This window comes from Paenibacillus sp. FSL R5-0928 (assembly GCF_037970385.1).
Lineage (GTDB): Bacteria > Bacillota > Bacilli > Paenibacillales > Paenibacillaceae > Paenibacillus_AQ > Paenibacillus_AQ odorifer.
In genome coordinates, this window is sequence record NZ_CP150225.1 from 3,785,177 (window position 1) to 3,804,389 (window position 19,213).

Genomic DNA, 19,213 nt, shown 5'->3' on the forward strand with positions numbered 1-19,213 from the left:
TCAAATATAAAGGAGGCGTACCCACTTGGATTTGTTGGATAAGGATGGTCTTATGGAACGCGAATTTTTGGAGCAATACAGAGCAGGGGATTACGAGCGGCCTTCAGTGACAACGGATATGGTTATTTTCACTGTGACGGAAGAGGATGCTGACAGTTATCGCAAACTGCCGGAAAAAGAGCTACGCGTCCTCCTTATTCGCCGGGGGGCTCACCCCTTCTTGGGCAAATGGGCTCTGCCTGGCGGTTTTGTCCGGCCGAATGAGACGACTGAGCAGGCAGCAGTAAGGGAACTATGCGAGGAAACCGGTGTGGAAGACATTTATCTGGAACAGCTGTATACGTTCAGTGATATCGGGCGCGACCCACGAACCTGGGTGATAAGCTGCAGCTATATGGCTCTGATCAACAGCGACAAGTTGGAGCTTAAGGCAGGAGATGATGCAGCAGACGCCGCCTGGTTCAAGGTATCCTATCGGCCGCTGCGGGAGCAAAAAGAGCTGATTGAGGACGGATACATCAAGACGCTGGAGTACGAACTCAAACTAAGCAGTGAAGAAGAAGAACTTTCGGCGGTCGTGGCAAGGACTATGACAGCGAAGACTACATCGACTGGCACGGATTATGAGATCGTATCGAATGACGGATTAGCCTTCGACCATGCGAAGATCATAGCATGCGCGATTGATCGGTTGCGGGGAAAAGTGAATTATACCGATATTGCACTGCACTTGATGCCGATGCTTTTTACCTTGACGGAACTGCAGCAGGTGTATGAGGTAATTATGGATAAAGAACTGTTGAAGGCGGCCTTCCGGCGTAAAGTTGCAGATCTTGTAGTGGAGACCGATCATTATACCGAAAATGCGGGGCATAGGCCATCCCGCTTATATCGGAGAAATTTGGAGGGTTAACGATGATTTACAATATCGATGAGTTAAGAAAAGTATATAACGAAGGAAAAAAGTTCAAATTCGTATTTTTTTGGGGACATACACCGCCTAAGGACGGGAGCGTCGATAAAAGCTGCTTCAGCCAATGGTGGATGTGCCCGTTCACGGTAGAGGGAACGCAGTACTCCTGCGCCGAGCAGTTTATGATGGCCGAAAAGGCAAGGTTGTTCGGCGATGACGAAATGCTGGAGTCCATCCTTAAAGCTAAGCACCCAAAAGAGATGAAGGCTTTTGGACGTGCGGTCCAAAACTTTGACAAAGATATTTGGGATAAGGAATGTTACGGTATCGTCAAAAGAGCCAGCTTGGCCAAATTTTCGCAGAATCCGAAGCTTAACGATTATCTTAACTCGACGAAGAACCGCATCCTTGTGGAGGCTAGCCCGCGGGACCGTATTTGGGGGATCGGCATGGGCCAGTCCAATCCAGATGCGGAGAATCCCGTGAAATGGCGGGGTAGAAATCTGCTGGGGTTCGCACTGACGGAAGCGCGGGACGAGTTGCTGCGGAGTTAGATTTATACAAGATTAAGAAAATAGACATGATGAAATCAATGAAAGGATGAGGGAAGACCGTGAGATATACCGATTATATCCGCCTGAAAACAGGTAGATACCAATCTGTAGGAAAGTTTGGTGACAATATTTATGCATATGAGGTCCTAACGGGGGTAACCGACTCCCCGGAGTACCATCAAATATCAATGGCGGAATTCGATTCGTTTGAAACTTGGAGCCAAGAGTACATTTCCGATCTTAAAAAAATGTATGAAATCATTAACCGCCCCGTTATCTGCAGCGGCTACTTGGGGAGAGCGGAGCTTAATACTTCACTGCTTCGTGATATTTAGCTGTAAACTATATCTTCTGCTGAGATTGAGAAACGATTCTCCGATCAGAGGACAAGAACATAGTCTCACTGGAATCCGCGCTGGGCGCGGTTTTTTTATTGGAACAAGTTCTTGTCTTTTGTTCAGGGCAAGAACTTGTGATTGCCGATTCGATGTTCTTCTAAATTTCTCGAAGCGGAAGCCCGCTGAAACGTTCATTTTTACGATATCTGTGTTTAAAGGTGGGGTTGATGCAACGATGACCGTTCATGAAAGCATCCTAGATAAGGATTCTATACATTTATTCGGCCCCTGTCCCCAATGTCACTTAATGATGATATACTTACCTCATGAATTATGATATTGATAATCAATATCAATTGATAGGTGATATATAAAATGGAAAAAGTGAGATGAGGGAGCGCAGATAGATGCAAGACGAAGCAGCAGCAAGCCAGGTATTTACACCGGAGATGATCGATACGATGGCCCACATTTGGACACGTTCGATCATTACATTAATAGACGTGCGTTTTCAGAATGTAGCGTCCCAATACCCGTTGGAGCAGTATAAAATGCCTAGTAGTATGTTTATCTATGCATGTGGAGGAGAAGCACAAATTCAACTGAATGAAACCACATTTGGAATGGAACGCTTTGGTTTAGTTCACGGAGGGAAGGGGAGCCTGCTCAGTATTTCACCTATAGGGGAGAATGTAAAGACCTTTATGGTGTTTTATAAAGCAGAATTACCTCTTTTTTTCAAGAGGCACCTGCAGCAATTACTGGAGGAAGTGAACCCATTTGTTCAACAGTTTGGTTATACACCAAGTAATCCTATCTTGCTACTCGATTGGTTTCAACAGATGATGAATGGCTGGAACCGCGGCAAAGCGATGGATCAGCTGCAGGCCAAAAGTTTTCTATATCAATTGATTCATGGGGTCTACAGAGATTTTGAGAGTGGTGAGATTCGGTATCTCCAGCCAGATCCGGCTTGTTCTGCCAAGATATACCTCGATAAACATTACATGCAGCCGATTATGTTTCAAGAAATTGCCGATATGTTTGGGATCAGTGGCGGGCAATTGACGCGGCTGTTCAAAAAGAAGGAAGGCATGAGCTTACAGGAGTACCTCATTCAGAGAAGGATTGAAGCTGCCTGCCATGACTTGAAGCATACAGAAGCAACCATTAAAGAGATCGCAACAGGATCTGGTTTTGCAGATGAGAAAAATCTGTTTCGGATGTTTAAGAAGTATTACAAGATGACACCAAGTGATTATCGGAAAATAAACGCACTATCCATGCAGGTTGATGGTATTGATAATGATTCTCATTTTCTTTACTATGAGAGGGAACTAGCAGGTCTAGTCCAGTCTTATAGAGAAGGGGAATCAACCATGTTTGGAAAAGTAAGAAGTAAAGAAATGATCTTGGCGGCGGCGATGAGCTTGATGCTGTTATTGTCGGCATGTGCGTCGGGAACGCCATCGAATAACGGGGGAACGGTAAATCCAAACCCTGCACAGACACAACAGACGACACAACCGGAAGTATCGGAGACGAAAGCTTCAGAAGCAGTCTCGCAGACGAGAACGATATCCACAGTAAAGGGTGACGTTAAGGTGCCTAACAACCCTCAGCGTGTTGTAGTCGATTACTTAGTGGGTGATGTGGTAGCCCTCGGTGTAACTCCTCTAGGTGTGGCGAGAGCAGCAAGGGACGGGAAAGAGGCTGTTTTTGCTAACCAGATTACAGACTCCATTAAAATAGCTATGGAGCCGGAAGATGTCATGACTCTTGAGCCTGATCTGATCATTTTAGCATGGGGTGATGAAAATTATGAAGATTTATCCAAAATTGCCCCGACAATTTATGTCCCTTATGGTGATATGACTACAGAAGAGCGTATACATTTTATTGGCGATGTTTTGAACAAGCAGGAAGAGGCTAAAGCTGTTCTGAGTGCTTATGCCGGAAAAATCGAAGAAGCGAAGTTAGCCCTTCAGAATGCAGGTCTTTCAGACGTGACGATTACTATGGGGGAATTCAGTGATAAAAGTAACTATATCGCTGGAGCCAAACATGCGGTTGGCGAGCTTGTTTATAATGAACTTAAAATGAAAGCACCATCAAAAGTTCAAACTGATATTATTGACGCAGATAAATATTGGGGAGATATCTCTATGGAGGTATTGGCTGCTTACATAGGGGATTATCTAATCGCTATAGGAGATACGGAAGTTCCAACTGATAATGCGGTCTGGAAATCACTACCTGCTGTGCAACATAATCGGATCATAACGGTGGGTACATCGCTATCTTGGTCCACGGATATAATGACTTCCAGTGCATTGATTGATCATATTATCAATCAATTGCTGGCAATGCCTCAATAAGGGTTTTGACAAGGTATTAAGAAGTACTCCAATTTACAAATATGACTGTCAGTAGGTAAGGAAAGGAAAACGTAATGAAAAACAAGCCTGAACAAAAACGCCGTGGGGCGGTGAACTTCGCCATGTACATGGTGGTAGGGCTTGGATTAACGGTTCTCATGTCGGCGGCGTCGATTAGCTTCGGTGCCGCCGACATGAGGTTAGCGACTGCATGGGAGGCTATTTTCCGATTTGATCCAACGCTCACTGAGCATCAAATTATTCAAACCCTACGTCTTCCGCGTACCGTAGCCGATCTGATCGTCGGGTGCAGCCTTGCGGTATGTGGGGCTATTATGCAGGGAACGACGCGCAATCCGCTGGCCGACTCCGGGCTGATGGGGATCAGCTCTGGGGCAGCATTCGCGATTGCTCTTTGCCTGGCCTTTCTGCCGGGTTATTCGTATGGGCAGATGATGCTGTTTGCTTGTCTGGGAGCAGCGCTCGCGACCGGGATCACTTATTTCATCGCGTCACTCGGCAAGCGCGGGATGACGCCTCAGCGGCTGGTACTGGCAGGACTGTCCATCTCCATGCTATTTGGCGCACTCAGTCAGTATTTAGCGATCAATTATAACCTGGGTCGAGCATTGGCATTTTGGACGGCAGGCAGTACAGCGGGGGTCAAGTGGGGGGAATTGCTAATTATCTCACCGCTATTTGTTGGAGGTGTGCTGCTGGCGCTGATGCTATCTCCTTCTGTTACACTGCTCAGTTTGGGGGATGATGTGGCAAGTGGACTCGGTATTCGTAGCGGACTTGTCAAGGGGTTATCGACGATTATCGTGCTCGTGCTGACTGGATTGGCTGTTGTCTTAGTTGGCCCCATCGGTTTTGTTGGTCTGATTACCCCACATATTGTGCGATACATGATCGGTGTCGACTATCGTTACATTATTCCGGCAGCTGCGCTATATGGTGCGTTGCTGACCGTGTCGGCCGATCTGGCTGGACGCTTGATCAATAAGCCGTTCGAAACACCGATTGGCATTATATTTTCTATCATTGGTGTGCCGTACTTTCTCTTCCTGGCTCGCAAGCAAAGGAGGGAAGCTGAATGATCAAGCAGCGTTATACGGTGCAAAGGGGCATAATCGTCAATATAGTGCTTATGGTGCTCATCCTTATGTTTGCTGTCATTAGCATGAATTCTGGCAAAATGAATCTTTCACCGCTAGAAGTGCTGAATGTTCTCCTGGGAAACGGTACAGACAAGCAAAATCTGATCGTGTTCGATTTTCGCCTGCCACGAATCACACTGTCGATCTTGGTAGGTCTGGGAATGGGAGCGTCTGGGGTCGTGATGCAGAGTTTGCTGCGCAATGACATGGCTAGTCCGGGGACGCTGGGGATTAGTTCGGGATCAGGTTTGTTTGTCCTGTTCTTTGTCGTATTCATCGCATCAACAGGAAAGGGCTCCTTTATTGCTCTGCCACTACTGGCCTTTGTTGGCGGATTGTTGGCGGCGGGATTAATCTTCTTATTATCGTATCGCCGTGGGCGAGATATCTCACCAATCGGTTTGATCTTAACCGGGGTCGCACTCGGAAGCGGGTATGAAGCGCTGACCACCTTCCTGACACTCAAGCTGAATGATTCGCAGATGGATTTCATGCTGCACTGGCTGGCAGGAAGCTTATGGGGCGCTGATTGGCGCTATATCTCCGTACTGGGACCATGGGTCTTGATTTTACTCGGCTATATTTTCTACAAGTCTCGCATACTCAACACCCTCCATCTGGGCAATCAGACGGCAGTAGGGCTGGGTCTTGCCGTGAAGCGGCAGTTTTTGGGGTTGTCGGTCGCTGCGGTTGCTTTATCCTCTGGCAGTGTGGCCGTAGGTGGAAGCTTCTTTTTCGTTGGCTTGATCGCTCCGCATATGGCAAGAAAACTGGTCGGGCCCGATCACAAATTGCTCGTTCCCGCTGCCAGCCTGACCGGGGGATTAGTCGTGGTACTTGCTGACACGATTACGCGCACGGTTAGCCTGGGGGGAGATGTGCCGACGGGAATTGTCATTACGGTCATCAGTGTTCCGTACTTTCTTTATTTACTATCGAAGGCCAATTAGGAGGACGTCATGGAAAGTATTACAGCGCAACAAATCGATATTGCCTATAATGACACGCTTATCGTACAAGAACTGGACTTGCAGATTCCGCGTGGACAGATTACCTCGATTATTGGTCCCAATGGATGCGGCAAATCAACCGTACTAAAGGTAGTTGGTCGGCTGCTTAAGACGAATAATGGTACGGTTTATCTGAATGGTGCAGATATCCGCACGCTGTCCACCAAGGAAGTGGCCAAGCAGATGGCGATTCTGCCGCAGACGCCGACCGCACCAAGCGGTTTGACGGTCGGTCAATTAGTCGCCTATGGGCGTTTTCCACATCAACGGGGCTTCGGCAAGCTCTCCAAAGAGGATAAGCAAGTAGTAGCCTGGGCCCTATCGGTTACACAGCTTACAGCGTTTGAGCATCGTGAGGTCGATACGCTATCTGGCGGTCAGCGTCAGCGCGTATGGATTGCGATGGCTCTCGCCCAGCAAACCGATCTGATCCTGCTGGATGAACCCACCACCTATCTGGACCTGGCGCATCAGCTTGAAGTGCTGGAACTGCTCTATGAACTGAATCGCAGTCAACAGGTGACGATTGTGATGGTGCTGCATGACCTGAATCTGGCAGCACGCTTCTCCGACTATATGGTGGCGATTCGTGAGGGCCAGGTGGTGGAGCATGGTTCGCCAGAGCGTGTAATGACGGTACGGACGCTGCGTGAGGTGTTTGCCATTGATGCCGAGATTATGCTGGAACCACGAACAGGGCGACCGGTGTATGTGACGTACGAGCTCTTGCGTGATAGTCGTAGAGAACAAGGAGTAGATCAAGGATTCCCAAAAGCTAAGGAACAGAAAGAGGCGATTGCCACTTGAAAATCGCATAGCGTGTCCTCCTAGGAGCACGGAAATACTGGTGCAGTTAGGCATTGGATTTGCCGGGGTCGTGATAGCCACGATTCAACGCGTATAGCCTTTGCTGTAGCTTCCACAAGCAACTCCATAAAAGGGGGCTATGGCTTTGTTGGGGAGGGGAGAGATAATAATAAATTACAACATATCCTAAATAAAATTCAAAGCCGCAGGTACCTAGCTTGCGGGCTTTTTTTATTATTCGGAGCACTAGATTACGTGATTAATTTGAGAAAACCAGTATATATAACTCTAAATGAAGCAAGGAGGACTATTGAAGGTATCAGAGGAATGCGCAACAAGCAGATTGCCCGGAAACTGCAGATGGGGACCGCAACACAGCAGTTGAGAAGATCAGCTGGTTCAGACTCAGGGCGCACAATCACAATAGAATCTAAACGTGGCTGAAAGCTTGGAACAGATGTATCCCGCGGTGAGGACAAATCGGGCTGAACCGTATCATAAATGACGGCTACTAAATAAATTAACTACTCCTTAGCCTACATATAGTGTTGTTGTGTGATTTAAACCACATCTCGAAGCCAAAGCAAGCACCAATAAATCGATTTGTGAGCCTCATGGAGCCGATTTTTTAAGAGTTACGAAAATCTCGAGAATAACAAGCTCAGGATAAAGTTCCTTACTGTCAATTTTCTTATCCCTACTCGATGAGTATTCTACACGAAAACATGCTTAATAATCTATTTGAAATCTTGTCACCCAGTTTGTCAAAGATAATTTGAAGTCCATCATGAAGGCGGAAATCCAGCAGTTCATGACCAGTGAGGAAGCTGGAAGAGGCTGTTATCCAGATGTACAAAAGTGGAATGGGAACGCGTGACGTAGCTCGATTTATTGAAAGTATGTTTGGCAGCCATTACTCTCCAACCACTACGATATCCCGTTTCGCCATGCTAGAAGAGTAATGCTGCTCTAGTTTCGTTGGGGTGGGGGCCCCTCCACTCCAACGAACACCCATACCACTCAGGCAATCCAAAGAATTACTTTCCCTAGCTTACACAAACTTCTTGGTGCTACCTCACATCAACCGCTCCATTAATTAAAGGATGTACTTTGATGTCGTAGTCAACATTAATTTTCATATTTTCCCAATATTTCAACCATTGCTCATCCGTTATTTCTTTAGAAAACGGCTTAAGCGAATGGGTTCCGACCTCTAAGGGATCCACTTTCCACCGTTGCATTCTTTTTAATAAATCCGACGTTTGTTCCTGAAGGTAGAGCTCAAGCTCATTAATTAAATGTTCCGATTGTTCTTCACTTTGAATATTCATTTCTCCCTGGTATTCCTCTATTCTTCCGTTCAATCCCACATGTAAAGACAAGGATGAATAGTCCCTCGATAATTTCATGCGAACATCGGATCGAATACGTCCTAAACTGATAGATAACTTTGGAATGGCCAAGACTTTTAGGAAATGATCGTTATCCAGAAGTTGAAAAATATCATCGTCCACGTCTTGAATGACCATTACTTCTTTATCCTTTTGGAATAAGGCTGTCCCTACGTAATTGAAATTGTTCTTATCCGAATGAAAAACCGGCAGGATCGGATCCTTAAGAGGGGAATATAACATCTTCATAAATTGATGAATATTGACGATGCTCATTTCACCTTGGTTATGCTCCTCGTAATGCTTTAACATCCGATAAAGAAAATAATCTTGGTTTTCTTGCTTCGTCAATTGATTTTTTATGTATTCATCAAAATCGCCTCTGACAATCAACAAATAGACACGCATTGAAATATCGGGATCAACCAATATCGTATTGATCAGCCTTTCAATTCCTCCTTTTTTTGCCAGCTCCTCATTGATTAATAACATTCGCAGCTGCCCCTGCTTTAATTCCCGATAATAAATTAAATTAAACTCCCTGCCTCCCTGCTTTAACAGATCGACTTCCTTGGAGAGAAGACGTTTTTTTTCTTGGATGAGCGGTGGTACTAAAGTGCTGATTTTCAACTTTCCTTCCGTCCCCTCGTCAACCGACCAGAAAACTACCGGAGCGATCTCTTCGACCAAATTGTTCTCGACATATGGAGAAGAACAGCCGGCCATCCACATAAGGCATACACTCGCTAATAAACCATAGTGCTTGTATGATACCATGCCTACATACTCTCCTTTCGTTTAACTGCAGTGAAAAGGATCGTAGGAACAAGTAAATAAATGAATGCGCTGAGCCAGATTTGAATGTTCAGTAACATCTTTTGACCCGGAACCGTTTGCCATAACCATTGATCCATTAAGATGATGCTTATCAAAATGACGAACCAACTCGACAATAATCTGATCCGAGTCGTGCGTTCGTTCATTTTTCTCATAAAGACTCTTCCGGCTCCATAAAAACACAACAGAAGAATTGAAATGTCAAACACATAATTAAACATATGGAAAGAGATAAGGATGTAATCGATTCGTTCTAAACCGCTCGTTTGAATGTAGCTTCCCATATATCCTATCGGGAAATTGATCTTGCTTAAGAAGTTCGAACCGTAAAATAATACCGAAGCAATGAACAATAATGAATATTCCAGGATCGTCAGCATGTTTCCAATGACCAGATATTTCGATATTTTTTTATTGGAGCTTAACCATGGAACCATAAAGACCAAATATACTGGACCGGAAAATGCCGACCAAATAAACAACAAACCTTGCCATGATTGTCCTGACCATCCGGTGGGTATGAGAGGATACAAATCGCGGTAATTTGCAATCGGCGGAAAGAAAAAAGGAATAAACACGATTACGATCCAAGCCCCGCAAAGAAAGGCGATGACGACAAAACGCAATGTGTTCTCCATTCCATGTGAAGCCACAAATAAGCTGATCAAAAGAATCATTAGGATCAGCCATTTTTTATTCATTGATGGATAAATAAAACTATGGAGCATTTCAACGTATCCCAGTGTGATGACTGAAATTTTTAACAATATTATCAAAAAACCAAGTATTGCGAAAACTTGAACCGCCCGTTTCCCGAAAAGCTGTAAAAATCCTTGATAGCCTTTCGCTGCATAACTTGAAGTAAACCATTTGGACATCATCATCAAATTAAGTTGGGACAGTAGCCCCATCACGACAATTCCCCAAACCATATACGAATGAACCAAATAAGCCGGCATGATTAAAATGAAATAATGCATTTGCATGCGATTCACTAAGAGAAGGAAATAGATACCGCCAAGGGTGGAAGTTCGATTATATAAGGATAAACTCTTCACTTCTTCATCTCCTGTCGCCATTTCCGTAGTGGTTTTAGATATTTTGGACGCGTTTTCATCCAAATTAAAGGGCCGCGGATAAAGAGGTCATTCCAATCCTTCCCATAAAAAGGAGCGATCGGTGCTAAATAAGGTTGACCTAATGACGTTAATGCATGGAGATGTGCAAGAATCCCGATTAGCCCGATCACGATTCCCGGCAACCCAAGAAACGATGCAAGGACAAGAAAAAGAATTTGTATCAGCACCATGGATTTTGTCACTTGATAATTGGGAACTAAAAAGAAAGCAATAGCGGATATACCCATCAGCACTATCAGTACTTTACTTGCAAAGCCTGCTTCTACTGCAGCTTGTCCAATGACGATACCACCGATAACCCCTAAAGTTTGACTGGTTTTGGTCGGCATTCGCAAACTTGCTTCTTTGATGATTTCCAGCGTTATGATCATGAAAAATCCTTCCGCAAACGGAGTAAAGGGCAATTTGCTTCTCGATTCCAACAATACGTAAAGAAGCGGCAGCGGAACCATTTGGTAATGAAATGTCGTTAACGCAACATAAAAAGGAATCATCGTCAAAGAAACAATAAAACTTACATACCGGATTATACGTAAAAAACTGGCTACCGGCCAACGAAGGAAGTAGTCTTCCGGCGATTGCATTAGATGGAAAAAAGTAATGGGAGCAATTAAGGCAAACGGTGAATTGGAAACCAATATCGTCAGCTTTCCCTCACCTAAGGCGTAGGCGCAGGCATCCGGCCGATCCGTTTGTAGAAACTGCGGAAAGACCGTATGGTTATGATCTTCAATAAAAGCTGCAAGCTGAGAGGAGTCTAAAAATTGATCGAAATCCACACTGTTAATTTTCTTTCTTGCAAGGGATACAAATTCTGGATTAATTAATCCGTCTATGTACAGTAACACAACTTTCGTTTTACTTAGTGAACCGATAGTAAAGCTTTCCGTTTTTAATGTAGTTATAGGCAAACGTCTGCGCAACATTGTAATATTTTTATCGATTTGTTCACTGAAGCTGTCTTTCGCTCCATATATAACCGTTTCCGTTTGGGAAGGTTCAACTGCCCGACCCAAAGAACTTTCCAACTGGACGCCTAACCATTGATTGTTGACTGAATCGTTTAGAAGAATAAATCCTTGCATTATTTTTTGCTCAGCATCTTCGATCGATAGAACTTCCGAAACTTTGGCATTGGTTATGCATGAAGAAAGTGAATTGCCGACAGATCGATAAAGTGGCTGAATAATCGCCTCGTTTAAACGCTCTTGATCGATTAACGTTTTTATGTATAAAAGATGGACTGAAGCACTGGTACCCATTCTGTGCTCAACGACTTCGGCATCATCCATATGGTTCAATTTCTGTTTTAATTCATCAAGCCATGTAGACATTTGATGATTCTTCATTTGAGGGTCTTTTTTAACCATAGTCTTCTCCTCCATGATTAAAGTGATTATCTGGTATTATCTTGCTCTGTAATCGAAAAATTATACAACCGGCAATTTGTATTTCAAACCGTCCTGGGTGCATAATTCGTTTGCCGGTCGTCTTATCCTCGCAAGGCCGCCTGCAGGTAACGGACGCGATCATTGAACGGACGAGGGTTTATTTCACGCCCCGATTTTTGCAGAACTTCTGGACGGCATCCCACAATTCTATACTGATGATCGGTTCGTGCTCACCGTCAACGACGATGGGGTCCTTTTTTGATAGATTCGTTACCCGGAGCAGCTAGAAAGAGTATTCAAAGGAAGATCTAGTCTCTCACTGGGTGAAATCATTTACGTAAACTCAAGAGGTGGATGGTACCTTGAAAGAAGTATTGAATGTGATGGTGAAATGGGTTCTACAGCATTTTGGCAACTGTTACAGACCAGCATGATTTACCACCAACGGAACAGTATTGGAACTTGAACAAAAGCTCAAACTATATTCCACCTTTGGAGGCACTTGCGTATATACTTTTCGGTGAATGATGCCATCATCTTCAAGTTCCCTTAATTGTTGAGTCAACACCTTTTGTGTGATGCCTGGCATATCGCGGCGAAGCTCTCCGAATCTTTTGGCTCCCTCGGTAAGGTGGCAAAGAATAACCGGCTTCCACTTGCCGCCGATTACTTTCAGTGTCATTTACATGGAGGATTTAAATTGTTGGTCCCCCAAGTCTTAGCCCTGGAACAGGGAAGGGAATCGGGAAAGCCGCTGCTATTGCGCTTGCGAAAGAAGGCGTACATCTTGGTATCATGGCTAGAAGCGCTGCCGATTTGGAGAGCCTTCAGAATTTTTAGGGAAGTCGTATGCAGTCAAGGTGTTTCAGGTTACCGCCGATATTTTCAATAAAGAATAAGCTGAACTAGCAATAAATACGCTGGCAGAAAAGCTTGGAACCATTGATATTCTCATCAATAATGCGAGTGTAGCGAAGTTTGGGACCGTACTTGAGATGGAAACGGAGGCTTGGGAGCGCATCATTCAAACGAACCTCATGGGGACGTACTATGTTACCCGGGCGGCATTGCCAACGGTTCTGCCTATTGTGCTTCCAAATTCGCAGTGTTGGGATTCACAGAATCTCTCATGCATGAAGTGAGGAAATCCAATATTCTCGTAACTGCTTTGACCCCAAGCACGGTTAATACGGAATTGGCGGCGAATGTTGGTCTGAAAATAGGTGACGAAGACAGGATGATGCAGCCTGAAGATGTGGCTGAACTTATTGTAGCGACTCTGCAATTACCACAACGAGTCTTTATAAAGACTGCTGGAATTTTGACAACAAATCCGCAATAAAAGAGGGCAAGCTATACTTAGATTTACAATAAAAATGTGTTGAGGTGTTGAGCACATTTGGATGTTGTCGGCCGCTGCACCAAAGTCAACTTAGTAAAGAGTCTATTCTGGGATATCGATTTTCTCGATATCCCTTTTTAAATTGTGAAAGAAATTTAGCCGTTATAGCGTATAAGGAGAACCGTATCATAAATAGGGTGAAAAATTAGTTGTGATTGAAGTTTATATAGAGATAAAATCAACCCCTAAGATGACTCTTAGGTTTTTGTATATGACTTAATACAACAATATTTACAAATTCATGATACGATATTGCTAAATTGGGAAATAGATGCTCCATATGTAAGATAGAATTAATTATTGATAGAACTGTTGAAGATGAATCATAACAAAATGATTGATGATCAACCAAGGATGTTTACTGAAACTATTATGACTCTGTAGAATGGGGGCCACTATATGTCGTTAGCTAATAAAAAAGAAGAGTGTTTACTTATTGAGACATTAAAATCGCATATACCAAATGTAGAGGAATTACTGAATCCAGCACTTGAGGAATCAGAAATAGATCTTTTCGAGAGCATGATGAACTGCAAATTTCCAGAAGATTTCAGAAAGTTATACATGAATTCTAATGGAGAAGGAGAGCAGATTTTTGGTGTTATGGCTGGTCTTGGTTGGATGAACATTGAATCGATAGTAAGCAACTGGAAGTCCCTTTTGGAATCAGCATACGATATTATATCCAGCAAATCAGATGTAATAAAAGATGGGAACTACAGAGAAGGCTGGATTCCTTTTGCTGAAGATGGTGGTGGCTCATTTTTGGCAATAGATTTAGACCCCGGAGAAAAGGGCATTTATGGGCAAATTATTACTATAGATCACAATTCTAATTTTTCCTATGTTATTGCGGAAAGTTTGGGGCATTTCTTTGAATTTATCAATTCGAGCCTCAGAAATAGTAGTATTGGTATTCGTGAAGAAGATGATGTAATCATATTATCTCGTGAAAATGGAAGTTTGTTAGATGATATTTTGGCTTTGACTAATTGGAATATCGAAGAGAAAAGCCTTATCCCTGTAAGCGGATTTTGGGAAGAGTATTTTAAAGACGATGTTGAGAGTGGTTTTGTATCTTCAAAAACATTGAAAAAAAAGAGAATGGTATTTATTAGAGCTGATCAAGCTCAAAAATACGGAGCAATATCTTTGGATATTTTAACCCATATGGTTAATCTTAAAGAACTTATTATACATGCGGATGAAATTACTAATTTTGATGTACTTCAACGGTTGACTTCTTTAGCAGAACTTGTGATAGGATCAGAAGCTTTTAAAGAGTCTGATTTGAAGTACTTGGTTTCTTTAGATGGGTTAAGGAAGCTAACATTAATAGGACTTCCATTAAAAAATATACATAAACTGAAAGATATAAAGAAATTAAAGAGTTTGAGATTATGTAGAATGAACTCAATTGAAATGGAATTAATAGGAACTATAAAAAATTTGAAGGAACTAAGTTTAGAAGAAATGGAGGTTGGCGACCTGCTTTATATTTCAAACCTTAGTAAGTTAATAAAACTAGAGCTCAAACAAGTGACAATACCACATTTATCATTCTTAAAAGCTTTAAAGAATCTAACGGTTTTTGAGACAGATAGCTGTGCAATAGATGAATCACACATAGAGGTTATAGGAGAATTGAAGAAATTAAAGCAGTTCACTTATCCGGTTGGAGATTTAACAATACTCAAAAATTGTATGAGTCTAAAGCAGATTGGAGTAGATGCATCAAGACTTAAAGGTTTGGAGGAAATTTCAGACTGTAATATAGTCGATATAACTATATTTCATGCAACATCGAAAGAGAATGCGAAGTCCGTAGTCGCGGAGTTTAGTAAATACTTTAAACTTCAGTCATATGGATGGCAGGTAACATGGAAAGATTAATGAAACTTGCCTACGCTGAGCTTTATCATAATAGGGTGGAATTTTTATAAAAGAAAGGAGACCTTTCCGGTAAGCAATCAGAGGGGTCTTTTTTGCGAAACAAGAAATAATATACATGGGTCTGTGAAGTTTACAATTGTAATCTAATTATTGAACGTCTAGCATTAAGTAAAATGGAACGATACATTAGGTGGATAAGGCGTACTACGGGTTGTTTATATTATCCTCGCATAATTTTTTCGATATGGAGAGTTTATGAAAAAGACTATTGTTTGTGTGATAACGATACTTATATTAATCTCAGGATTCGCAACACAAAGTTATGCGTCGTTGTCAGATACGCAATCTGCGGCAATACACGCGTTGCTGGATGATGCCCGTCGTATATCAGGTGTGCCGGGAATGTCAATCTCGATACTTGCTGATGATGAAATGTTCTACTTTTCTTCCGGGTATGCAGACCGTAAAAGTGGGTTGTCTGCAAGTGAAAATACACTATATGAGTTGGCCTCGGTCAGTAAAGCCTTTACCGGCATGGGCATTCTGCTGTTGGAGGAGCAAGGGCTGCTGTCAATGACTGACACTGTCCAAAAATATTTACCTTGGTTTACGTTAAAGTATCAAGGGAAACCTGTTGATATGACAAGCCTTACACTCAATAACTTTCTTCACCATACTAGCGGCCTAACAAATAGTAGGCATTCTCAAAATATTCCACAAGGCAATACACCAGATTTGCTGCAAAAGACTGTGGAAAAGCTGGTAGATGCTGGGTTGGCGTTCCCTCCCGGTGAACAGTATAGCTATGGAACCGTTAATTATGACGTATTGGGTTTGGTTATTGAGATTGTGTCGGGACAAAGCTATGAAGACTTTATGAGGGAACAGGTATTTCAGCCGTTAGGTCTTCACCAGACGTATGTTTATAAAGAAGATGCTCAAGCCACCGGACAGTTGGCACAGGGCTACCGTTCTTCCTTTTTTATGACAACTCCATATAACGCACCGGATTATTCCGGGAATAAACCCGCAGGCTACATCATTTCTTGTACAAAAGATATGGCGCGTTGGATGAGCATACAGATGGGTATTGTGAAGGACATACCCGAAATATTCCATACGGTTATCGAAAAATCACATCAGGGTGATATGTCTGTTCCGGCTGTCAACGAAATGTATTATGCGGCGGGCTGGACGGTAAACGCCAACCAAACGATTATAGAGCACCCCGGGGGAAATCCCAATTTTGGAACCGAAGTGATCATACTGCCAAATGAACGAACAGCCGTCTGCTTGCTGACCAACGGCGCAAATATCAACAGAAGCATTGTACTAAAAGTTAAAGATATATTAGACGGCAATCTAACGCAGTCATATGAAATAAGCGGCACACAGCTTTTGGACATCATTTTATCGTCTACCACAATTATTTTTTGCTTATTGGCCGTTCTGTTCTTTCTCTTAGGATTACGCAGAAGGAAGACGAATGAGCGGCAGCCAATGACAAAAAAGCGAATAATCGTAACAGCTATTTTGCTGATTGCTACGATTGCCCTGTGTATAATGTGCTGTGCATTAGATTGGTCAACGATACTTATTTGGCAAACATATAGTGTTCTTACAGCCTTGATTTCGTCAGCATTATTAACAGCAAGCATTACATGGTTTGTATACACTCACCGATATAATAGTCTGATAAGAGGAGGGGCAGAGCGCGGTTTTTTTTGATTTATGAATACATGTTCTTGTCGCGATCAAAGGACAAGAACATGTAAACATTGCCGCTAGAAGCAGAGGGGGGAAGGAACATAAAAGGATATTTTTGATTTTAGCAATTTATTTTACAACCCGATTGCACCTATTGAACTTCCATATCACTTAGTTAGTATATTTATCAACATTGTCTAATCCCCATCCTTAGCTGGCCCTCGCTCTGCGACCCTTCCTTACGACAAATCCTTTTTATACTGGATGGCCATGTAAATTCCACCAGCTAAAAATGCTAGCGCATATTTGAACAAGAAAAAGATGTTCCACATATACTCTTTAGGAAAAATCATGTCACATAGAATAATTGTCAACAGCATAAAGTAACTGCTTTTCAAAAAGATTTTATTTGTCCGTTCATCGTCTTGCCCAATCTTCTTATAAAATACATAGGTAAAAATCGCACTACCCATGAGCAGTAAAAAACCGACTCCAATGAGAATATTCCAATTTCCCGTAGATTGCTCAGCCCAGGACTTTAAAGGGTGAAAAATTGCGTTATGGATATCAGAAATAGACTTAATTTTCATTTTGATCATTTCCTTTCAAATAAGTAAAAACATCGTTTACATCAACATTAAAAAAATCGGCAATTCGAAAAGCCAATAGAAGAGTTGGAACATAATTCCCTTTTTCCATTACGAAAATGGTTTGTTTGGAAACCCCGACTTTCTCTGCTAATTCTTGCTGAGACATTCTGGCAAGTACACGATATTCATAAACCTTATTGGATATCGAATCACCAAAATCTTTCTTCATGACCATCACCTCTTGAAGCAAATTATAAACTTATTTTTAACAAAAGTAAAGTATACTTATACTAAGTAATATAAAACCTTTATGTTTACTTAGATTGCTTTGATTTACAAGACTAGACTACAAAAAGAACCTGACGAAATTCATGATTCCGTCAGGTTCACATATCGATCTGATATAATTTATGGTTTTTGGTGCTGCATTTTATGATTTTCAGTGGCGCAAATCGATGAATGATTGCCACAATCGTGCAAAAACAATTCACAGTCAATAGCAGACGGATGGCAATCGGATTACTTAACGGCTCTGGGATGGGCGAAATCCATATCTTTTAGCACGCCAGGCAACAAACAGAGCAAGAAGCAAGAGAAGCAGGAGTGCCCAAGGAAAGGAGGTTGTACCCCATTGATTCAGAAGGACTCCTCCCAATATCCCACCGCCGGCGATAGCCAGATTCCAAACCGTTGTATTGATAGGCATCACGATATCCACACCTTGCTTCCCGGCAGCCTGGGCAAGTGCCGTCTGCAACAATGTTGCCGCACCACCGAATGTCAGCCCCCACAGCGCAACAGAAATGAAGATAATAGTACCATGCTCACTCCAAAGTCCTAGTACAAGAGATATCAGAGCAAATCCGGTAAGACTGATGAGAACCAACGGACGCAACCAACGATCAATGAAAATCCCAATCACCCAGATTCCCACCAGTGCCATAATCCCAAAAATAAGTAGAATCTGTCCGAGATAGGGTTCTAGCCCCATATCATCCAGGAAAGGAGAGATATAGGTGTACAAAATATTATGTGCCAGCATCCAGGTAAGAACCACAGCCAAGATAGGAATCACCCCAGGTGTGAGTAAAACTTTGAATACTGAAATGCGTTTATCAGCCGACTGTCCCGGATAATCGGGAACTTTCCAGAGCACCCAGAAAATTAGCAAGAACGCCAACAACGACATCAACCAGAACACCGAGCGCCAGCCCATTAAGGTTCCTATCAGCGTACCGGCAGGAACTCCAAGGGATAAAGCAATGGGTGTTCCAATCATGGCTACAGCCATGCCCCTTCCCTTTAGATGATCAGGCACCATACGTAGAGCATAACTGGCAATCAAGCCCCATAAAACACCGGCAGCTACTCCGGCAAAGAAGCGAGCGACAAGTGTTAGTACATAGTTCAATGAGAGAGCTGTAATAGTGTTGAAAATAAGAAATCCGATAATCGATAGAAGCAAAAGCGGACGCCGCCGCCACCCCCCAGTCAGTACTGCCACGGGTATGGCGGCAACCATCGAACCAATGGCGTACAATGTGACAAGTTGTCCAGCCAATGCTTCCGACACCTGTAGCCCTTCTTTGATTTGCGGCAACAACCCCGCGGGAAGGGTTTCAGTCATAATTGCAATAAAACCAGCCACAGCTAAGGCTAACAACCCCAACCATGGGAAACGATTAGAAGATAAATCAGACATC

15 protein-coding genes and 3 pseudogenes are annotated in these 19,213 nt (G+C 43.0%); 11 read left to right on the forward strand and 7 right to left on the reverse strand.

The window, feature by feature from the left end; all coding sequences use genetic code 11:
• Positions 1–25: 25 nt before the first annotated feature.
• The 8 genes and pseudogenes from MKZ16_RS16905 to MKZ16_RS16940 form a co-directional block, all read left to right on the forward strand.
• Positions 26–913: an NUDIX domain-containing protein gene (locus MKZ16_RS16905; RefSeq protein ID WP_076106699.1), complete on the forward strand. Its 888-nt coding sequence runs from the start codon at positions 26–28 to the stop codon at positions 911–913.
• 2 nt (positions 914–915) lie between these two features.
• Positions 916–1,467, forward strand: a complete 552-nt coding sequence (locus MKZ16_RS16910; RefSeq protein ID WP_036677017.1) for an NADAR family protein — start codon at positions 916–918, stop codon at positions 1,465–1,467.
• Positions 1,468–1,526: 59 nt separating this feature from the next.
• On the forward strand, positions 1,527–1,802 hold the full coding sequence (locus MKZ16_RS16915; protein WP_036677015.1) for a hypothetical protein: 276 nt from the start codon (positions 1,527–1,529) through the stop codon (positions 1,800–1,802).
• 410 nt (positions 1,803–2,212) lie between these two features.
• A complete protein-coding gene (locus MKZ16_RS16920; RefSeq protein WP_076106701.1) occupies positions 2,213–4,183 on the forward strand; it encodes an AraC family transcriptional regulator in 1,971 nt (656 codons plus the stop codon).
• Between the two features lie 128 nt (positions 4,184–4,311).
• Entirely contained in the window at positions 4,312–5,283 is a 972-nt protein-coding gene (locus tag MKZ16_RS16925; protein ID WP_256715543.1) for an iron ABC transporter permease, read from the forward strand.
• Positions 5,280–6,293 (forward strand): iron ABC transporter permease, encoded by a 1,014-nt coding sequence (locus MKZ16_RS16930; RefSeq protein ID WP_076106706.1) that lies wholly within the window; start codon positions 5,280–5,282, stop codon positions 6,291–6,293. The genes MKZ16_RS16925 and MKZ16_RS16930 overlap by 4 nt, the downstream gene beginning before the upstream one ends.
• 9 nt (positions 6,294–6,302) lie before the next feature.
• Entirely contained in the window at positions 6,303–7,160 is an 858-nt protein-coding gene (locus MKZ16_RS16935; protein ID WP_076106709.1) for an ABC transporter ATP-binding protein, read from the forward strand.
• A gap of 704 nt (positions 7,161–7,864) precedes the next feature.
• Positions 7,865–8,098 (forward strand): annotated as a pseudogene (locus tag MKZ16_RS16940) (transposase); the annotation flags it as partial.
• 132 nt (positions 8,099–8,230) lie between these two features.
• Here the strand turns inward: MKZ16_RS16940 and MKZ16_RS16945 are convergent.
• The 4 genes and pseudogenes from MKZ16_RS16945 to MKZ16_RS16960 form a co-directional block, all read right to left on the reverse strand.
• Positions 8,231–9,328, reverse strand: coding sequence for a Ger(x)C family spore germination C-terminal domain-containing protein (locus tag MKZ16_RS16945; RefSeq protein WP_076106711.1), 1,098 nt, complete (start codon positions 9,326–9,328; stop codon positions 8,231–8,233).
• 2 nt (positions 9,329–9,330) lie between these two features.
• Positions 9,331–10,467 (reverse strand): GerAB/ArcD/ProY family transporter, encoded by a 1,137-nt coding sequence (locus tag MKZ16_RS16950; RefSeq protein WP_339814306.1) that lies wholly within the window; start codon positions 10,465–10,467, stop codon positions 9,331–9,333.
• Positions 10,443–11,897: a spore germination protein gene (locus MKZ16_RS16955; RefSeq protein WP_076106716.1), complete on the reverse strand. Its 1,455-nt coding sequence runs from the start codon at positions 11,895–11,897 to the stop codon at positions 10,443–10,445. The genes MKZ16_RS16950 and MKZ16_RS16955 overlap by 25 nt, the downstream gene beginning before the upstream one ends.
• Positions 11,898–12,393: 496 nt before the next feature.
• Positions 12,394–12,600: pseudogene (locus MKZ16_RS16960) on the reverse strand (helix-turn-helix domain-containing protein); the annotation flags it as partial.
• 17 nt (positions 12,601–12,617) lie between these two features.
• Here MKZ16_RS16960 and MKZ16_RS16965 point away from each other — a divergent pair.
• The 3 genes and pseudogenes from MKZ16_RS16965 to MKZ16_RS16975 all read left to right on the forward strand — a co-directional run bounded on the left by MKZ16_RS16965 (position 12,618) and on the right by MKZ16_RS16975 (position 16,941).
• Positions 12,618–13,260: pseudogene (locus tag MKZ16_RS16965) on the forward strand (SDR family NAD(P)-dependent oxidoreductase).
• A 459-nt stretch (positions 13,261–13,719) separates the two neighbouring features.
• Positions 13,720–15,213, forward strand: coding sequence for an SMI1/KNR4 family protein (locus MKZ16_RS16970; RefSeq protein WP_076106718.1), 1,494 nt, complete (start codon positions 13,720–13,722; stop codon positions 15,211–15,213).
• Positions 15,214–15,468: 255 nt separating this feature from the next.
• The gene (locus MKZ16_RS16975; protein ID WP_038571351.1) at positions 15,469–16,941 is read left to right on the forward strand and encodes a serine hydrolase domain-containing protein; all 1,473 of its coding nucleotides are present in this window, start codon (positions 15,469–15,471) and stop codon (positions 16,939–16,941) included.
• A 218-nt stretch (positions 16,942–17,159) separates the two neighbouring features.
• Here the strand turns inward: MKZ16_RS16975 and MKZ16_RS16980 are convergent, their stop codons facing one another.
• From MKZ16_RS16980 to MKZ16_RS16990, 3 genes are all read right to left on the reverse strand, one after another.
• Positions 17,160–17,510 (reverse strand): hypothetical protein, encoded by a 351-nt coding sequence (locus MKZ16_RS16980; RefSeq protein ID WP_036677002.1) that lies wholly within the window; start codon positions 17,508–17,510, stop codon positions 17,160–17,162.
• A complete protein-coding gene (locus MKZ16_RS16985; RefSeq protein WP_036677000.1) occupies positions 17,500–17,739 on the reverse strand; it encodes a helix-turn-helix transcriptional regulator in 240 nt (79 codons plus the stop codon). The genes MKZ16_RS16980 and MKZ16_RS16985 overlap by 11 nt, the downstream gene beginning before the upstream one ends.
• Positions 17,740–18,033: 294 nt before the next feature.
• Positions 18,034–19,212, reverse strand: a complete 1,179-nt coding sequence (locus MKZ16_RS16990) for an MFS transporter (protein WP_076106720.1) — start codon at positions 19,210–19,212, stop codon at positions 18,034–18,036.
• Between the last annotated feature and the right edge of the window lies 1 nt (position 19,213).

Coding starts and splice junctions, on each gene's coding strand:
- MKZ16_RS16910 (WP_036677017.1), top strand. CDS start 916: ATGATTTACAATATCGATGAGTTAAGAAAAGTATATAACGAAGGAAAA.
- MKZ16_RS16920 (WP_076106701.1), top strand. CDS start 2,213: ATGCAAGACGAAGCAGCAGCAAGCCAGGTATTTACACCGGAGATGATC.
- MKZ16_RS16925 (WP_256715543.1), top strand. CDS start 4,312: ATGGTGGTAGGGCTTGGATTAACGGTTCTCATGTCGGCGGCGTCGATT.
- MKZ16_RS16930 (WP_076106706.1), top strand. CDS start 5,280: ATGATCAAGCAGCGTTATACGGTGCAAAGGGGCATAATCGTCAATATA.
- MKZ16_RS16935 (WP_076106709.1), top strand. CDS start 6,303: ATGGAAAGTATTACAGCGCAACAAATCGATATTGCCTATAATGACACG.
- MKZ16_RS16945 (WP_076106711.1), bottom strand. CDS start 9,328: ATGGTATCATACAAGCACTATGGTTTATTAGCGAGTGTATGCCTTATG.
- MKZ16_RS16950 (WP_339814306.1), bottom strand. CDS start 10,467: ATGGCGACAGGAGATGAAGAAGTGAAGAGTTTATCCTTATATAATCGA.
- MKZ16_RS16955 (WP_076106716.1), bottom strand. CDS start 11,897: ATGGTTAAAAAAGACCCTCAAATGAAGAATCATCAAATGTCTACATGG.
- MKZ16_RS16970 (WP_076106718.1), top strand. CDS start 13,720: ATGTCGTTAGCTAATAAAAAAGAAGAGTGTTTACTTATTGAGACATTA.
- MKZ16_RS16975 (WP_038571351.1), top strand. CDS start 15,469: ATGAAAAAGACTATTGTTTGTGTGATAACGATACTTATATTAATCTCA.
- MKZ16_RS16980 (WP_036677002.1), bottom strand. CDS start 17,510: ATGAAAATTAAGTCTATTTCTGATATCCATAACGCAATTTTTCACCCT.
- MKZ16_RS16985 (WP_036677000.1), bottom strand. CDS start 17,739: ATGAAGAAAGATTTTGGTGATTCGATATCCAATAAGGTTTATGAATAT.
- MKZ16_RS16990 (WP_076106720.1), bottom strand. CDS start 19,212: ATGTCTGATTTATCTTCTAATCGTTTCCCATGGTTGGGGTTGTTAGCC.